Annotated in this window: 7 protein-coding genes; all 7 read left to right on the top strand. The window is 57.5% G+C overall.

All coding sequences use genetic code 11. The annotated features are described in order from the left end of the window. A partial coding sequence (locus DET50_RS19540; RefSeq protein WP_220150178.1) for a hypothetical protein occupies nt 1–214 on the top strand: 214 nt, incomplete at its 5' end. Between the two features lie 107 nt (nt 215–321). Then, the gene (locus DET50_RS19170) at nt 322–1,467 is read left to right on the top strand and encodes an amine dehydrogenase large subunit (protein WP_113864294.1); all 1,146 of its coding nucleotides are present in this window, start codon (nt 322–324) and stop codon (nt 1,465–1,467) included. 2 nt (nt 1,468–1,469) lie between these two features. After that, a complete protein-coding gene (locus DET50_RS19175; protein ID WP_113864295.1) occupies nt 1,470–2,006 on the top strand; it encodes a MauE/DoxX family redox-associated membrane protein in 537 nt (178 codons plus the stop codon). A gap of 18 nt (nt 2,007–2,024) precedes the next feature. After that, entirely contained in the window at nt 2,025–2,615 is a 591-nt protein-coding gene (gene mauD / locus DET50_RS19180) for a methylamine dehydrogenase accessory protein MauD (RefSeq protein WP_201785342.1), read from the top strand. Nucleotides 2,616–2,633: 18 nt separating this feature from the next. Beyond that, a complete protein-coding gene (locus DET50_RS19185; RefSeq protein ID WP_113864296.1) occupies nt 2,634–3,170 on the top strand; it encodes a methylamine dehydrogenase light chain in 537 nt (178 codons plus the stop codon). 41 nt (nt 3,171–3,211) lie between these two features. Continuing rightward, nucleotides 3,212–3,667 (top strand): c-type cytochrome, encoded by a 456-nt coding sequence (locus DET50_RS19190; protein ID WP_113864297.1) that lies wholly within the window; start codon nt 3,212–3,214, stop codon nt 3,665–3,667. Between the two features lie 104 nt (nt 3,668–3,771). Beyond that, complete coding sequence (locus tag DET50_RS19195) at nt 3,772–4,110, top strand: ketopantoate reductase family protein (RefSeq protein WP_258546177.1); 339 nt, start codon at nt 3,772–3,774, stop codon at nt 4,108–4,110. Nucleotides 4,111–4,199: the final 89 nt, after the last annotated feature.

Raw genomic sequence — 4,199 nt, forward strand, 5'->3', positions numbered from 1 at the left:
TGCGCGGCTGAAGACTTATGGGGCTTTGTTTGGCGACAAGAATCATAAGGCTTTCAGCCGTTTTTGTTTATGCGGTCATGAGAAATCCGGGCTAAGGGCTTATAGCTCGCACTTTTTAAGAGCCTTCGGCCCTGTTTTAGTGCGATTTTACTCTTTGATATACAGCTATTTCTCAGTATCAGATCGAAATTCCGACTATATGATTGTTCTTTGATCAGCTATTGCATCTGATTTCAAGAAAAAGCCAATCTGGCACACCTTGTGCTTATCTCCGAATCAGGCGCGTACCAACGCCCTTTCCCTACACTCGGAGGTTTTCATATGCTCAGTACAAGGTTTGCCCTCGCTGCGCTGGCAGGTGTTCTGATTTCAGGAACCGTCCAGGCGGCCGATAAATTTGTGCCGGAAGTGCTTACGGTTGAGGAACGGATTCAGCCCGGGCCGAATCTGTTTGTATTGGACCAGAGTTGGGATGGGTCAAGCCAGACCGTTGTGCTCTCCCAGGACGACCTCAGTGTTAAAGGAAACCTGAGCTTTGGCATTGTTGGTCAGATGGTCGCCAATAGTGATTTTTCCCGTCTTTACAGCCTGTCTCATTACGCTAAGCGGATCACATACGGCCCGACCGAGTCCGTACTTCAGGAGTTTGATGTGTCTACCCTGAGTCTGCTTCGGGAAGTGGTGGTGCCTGAAAAAGCAGCTCAGGTAGCCCCGTCCAACGCCATCCTGAAGATCTCTCACGACGACCGCTACGCCTTTATCCAGAACGCCACACCGGCTACCTCCGTGACGGTGGTAGACCTTGAGACTGGCAGTGTTCTGCAGGAAGTACCAACACCAGGTTGCTTCGGCGTGTTCCCGGCTGCGGATTCGGTGAAGTTCACCACGGTCTGTGGGGATGGCCGTTTCCAGAGCTTTTCCCTCGCTGCGGATGGCCGGTTCGGCTCGCCGGACAGCAGTGACAAGATCTTCGATCCGGACAAAGACCCGGTATTCATTGTCGGGAAGCGGGCCGGTGATGAGCTGCTGTTTGTCTCCTTCTTCGGCACTGTTTACCGGGTTTCGGACAGCGACAAAGCGCCTCGCCTGATCAGCAAGAAATCCTTCACGGAAGGCACTGAAGGCCAGTGGGCCCCCGGTGGTGTGGATGTGGTGGCCTACAACGAGGCCCATAAGGTGCTGTTCGTAACCATGCATTCCGAAGCCTACAACGGCAGCCACAAAAATGGCGCCGAGGAAGTGTGGGCGGTGGACCTGGCCAGCGCCAAGGTGTTGGGCCGCTCCGAGGTCAAGCACCTGGTGTCGCTCTCGGTAACCGACGGCGAGCAGCCGGTGCTGTTTGGCCTGGATGAAGAGGGCGTGCTCTACCGCTATCAGGTGAAGGCGGATGCCGGATTCGCCCTGGAGGAAACCAACACGGTTGAAGATGTTGGTGGCTGGGCCATTTTCTCCATCGCAGGGTCCTGATCATGGGCCCCGATCTCCTGCAGATGTCCGTGCTGACCGCCATGGTTCTGCTGGCCCTGCTGTTTACCCACGCAGCCTGGCACAAGGCTTCGGATTACGGTCGGTTTCTCGGGTATGTCATCAACTACCAGTTGCTTCCGGAATGGCTGGCGGGGCCTTTGGCCAGAGCGTTGATAGCGGCCGAGGCGGCGTGTGTGCTGTTGCTGGTTTATCCGGACACCTCCGGGCTGGGGGCGTTGGGGATGGTGGGGCTGTTGTTGGCTTACGGCGCAGCCATGGCCGTCAGCCTGTTCCGGGGCCGTGCCGAGATTGATTGCGGCTGTGGTGGCGCGGCGCACCCGGTTTCGTGGCTGCTGGTGCTGCGCAATCTGGTGCTGGCGGGCCTGGCGGCTCTGGTTGCGCAGCAAGGTGTGCAGGCACCCGGGTTAGCCGGGTTGATGGTGGCGGTACCGGCCGGCACCGGACTGTGGCTGGTCTACAACCTGCTCGGAAAGCTGGCCGAGAACCAGCGGCTGCTGCTGGCTAACAGCAAATACTGACATTCAGAGGGAAATACTGTGGCAATTCTATCTTTTACCGTTGTTTTGCTGGCCTTGATGGTGGCCGGGCTCATCCTGGGCTTCTTCGTGCTCGCCCGACAGGTCGGCATCTTGCACGAGCGGGTGGCACCCGTGGGCGCCATGATCAACGACAGCGGCCCCAAAGTGGGCGAGCTGTCCCCGGTGTTCAACCTGGATAGCCTGACCGGCGGCAAGGTGAACCTTGGCCAGCCGTCCGGAAAGCATAGCCTGGTGTTCTTTCTGTCGCCGACCTGCCCGATCTGCAAAAAGTTGCTGCCGGCGCTCAAGTCGATCCAGAAATCCGAAGCCGGCTGGCTCTCTGTGGTGCTGGCCAGTGACGGCGACCAACCCCGCCACGAGCAGCTGATTGCCACACAGAAGTTGGAGCAATTTCCTTACGTGTTGTCGGAACATCTTGGGGTGACTTACCGGGTGGCCCGCCTGCCTTTTGCCGTGCTGCTTGACGAGCAGGGCGTGGTGCGGGCCAAGGGCCTGGTGAATTCAAGAGAGCAGTTGGAAAGTTTGTTCAATGCGCTGGAAACCGGCTATGCCTCTGTGCAGGAGCTGGTCAGTAAAACCGCTAGTTAATAAGTCCGGGAGGACACTATGCCCAGAATGATAGATCGTTTGTTTAACCTGATTGATAAGACATCCGAGCAATCCACCAGGAAAGCGGCGCAGAGCTTTGGCCGCCGATCCTTCCTGGCCAAGGCCGGAACCGTCATGGCCGGCGCCATGCTGGCACCGGTTCTGCCGTTTGACCGGTCTCTGGGGGGCGCCGCGTTTGCCGGCACCCTGGAAGACGAGAACGACTGCAGCTACTGGAAGCACTGCGCGCTGGACGGCAACCTCTGTTCCACCTCTGGCGGCTCTCTGACCTCCTGCCCGCCGGGCACCGAGGCGTCCAAGGTGGCGTGGGTGGGCACCTGCCGTAACCCGGCCGACGACAAAGACTATCTGGTGTCTTACAACGACTGCTGCGGCCGGGCCACGGTGCCCAGTTCTACCTTCTGCTTCACGAGCGAAGGCGAACGCCCGGGTTACCGGATGGGACTGCACAACGACATCAACTGGTGCATGGCCAATACCAACAAAGGGTATCACTGCACCGTTTCCGTGGTTCTGGGCGTGGCTAATGGCTGAACCCTGGAATGAGTACCCACTGAACTTAGGGAGTTAGGAAGATGATACGGAAACGGACAGGAAACCTGCTGCTGACAACCCTGCTGGCTGCGCAACTGCTGGTGCCGGCAACGGCTGCCGAGCGATCGGCGCAATCCAACTACATGCTGCGCTGTAGCGGTTGCCACGGCATGGATGGCATGGGTGTGGAAGCTGCAGGCATTCCTCCGTTTCCGGGTTTTGTGGAGGTGTTTTTCAACGATGAACAGAGCCGGCTTTACCTGATGCACGTGCCCGGCGTTGTCGGCGCTGGTCTGAACGATGCCGAGATTGCCGAGGTGATGAATTATGTGGTGGAGCGCTGGGGGCAGCCCGGTGTGGCAGTCGAGCACTTCACTAAAGAAGAGGTTGATCAGCTCAGGCAACGGGAGGTCCGGGACGTGGTGGCGCTGAGGCGGGAGATTACGGAACGGTTGGCCGGGGAGGGGGTGGTTTTGCCGGAGTATACCTGGCCTTGAGAGCTGGGTTTCATTTTCGATAGTTGATACGACCTTTCGGGTGTTCTACTTTTCGAGCACTTCCTTTATCGTGCCGGAAGGCTTATCTGCACCCAGAGGTTTCAGTGGCGACTCTCAGAATACTTATTGTTGGTGCCGGCGGCATCGGCGGCTATTACGCCGCAAGGTTGGCTGAAGCCGGCCATCAGGTTGTACTGACAGCCCGTGGAGATCACCTCGCGGCCCTACAAGCGAACGGCCTGACCGTTGATTATGAAGGGCAGGTTTTCCACCATTCCTTCCCGGCTTGCCACCACCAAGACCTTGTCCGTAACTATCAGGCGGATGATTTTGACCTGATCGTGATAGCCCTTAAATCGACAGCCACCAGTACAGTGATGGCGGAGCTTTCTGAATGGTTGAGGGCTGGTTCGGTTCCGGTACTGTCTCTTCAAAACGGGTAAGCGGATTAAATGGTTGATCTTACCTTTGCATGAGAGTGAGATAGACCGGTATCTCATCGGATTATCTGGTTGATGCTTCACCTACTGCT

The sequence above is a fragment of the Marinobacter pelagius genome (assembly GCF_003315345.1).
In the GTDB taxonomy this organism is placed as follows: Bacteria; Pseudomonadota; Gammaproteobacteria; order Pseudomonadales; family Oleiphilaceae; genus Marinobacter; species Marinobacter pelagius_A.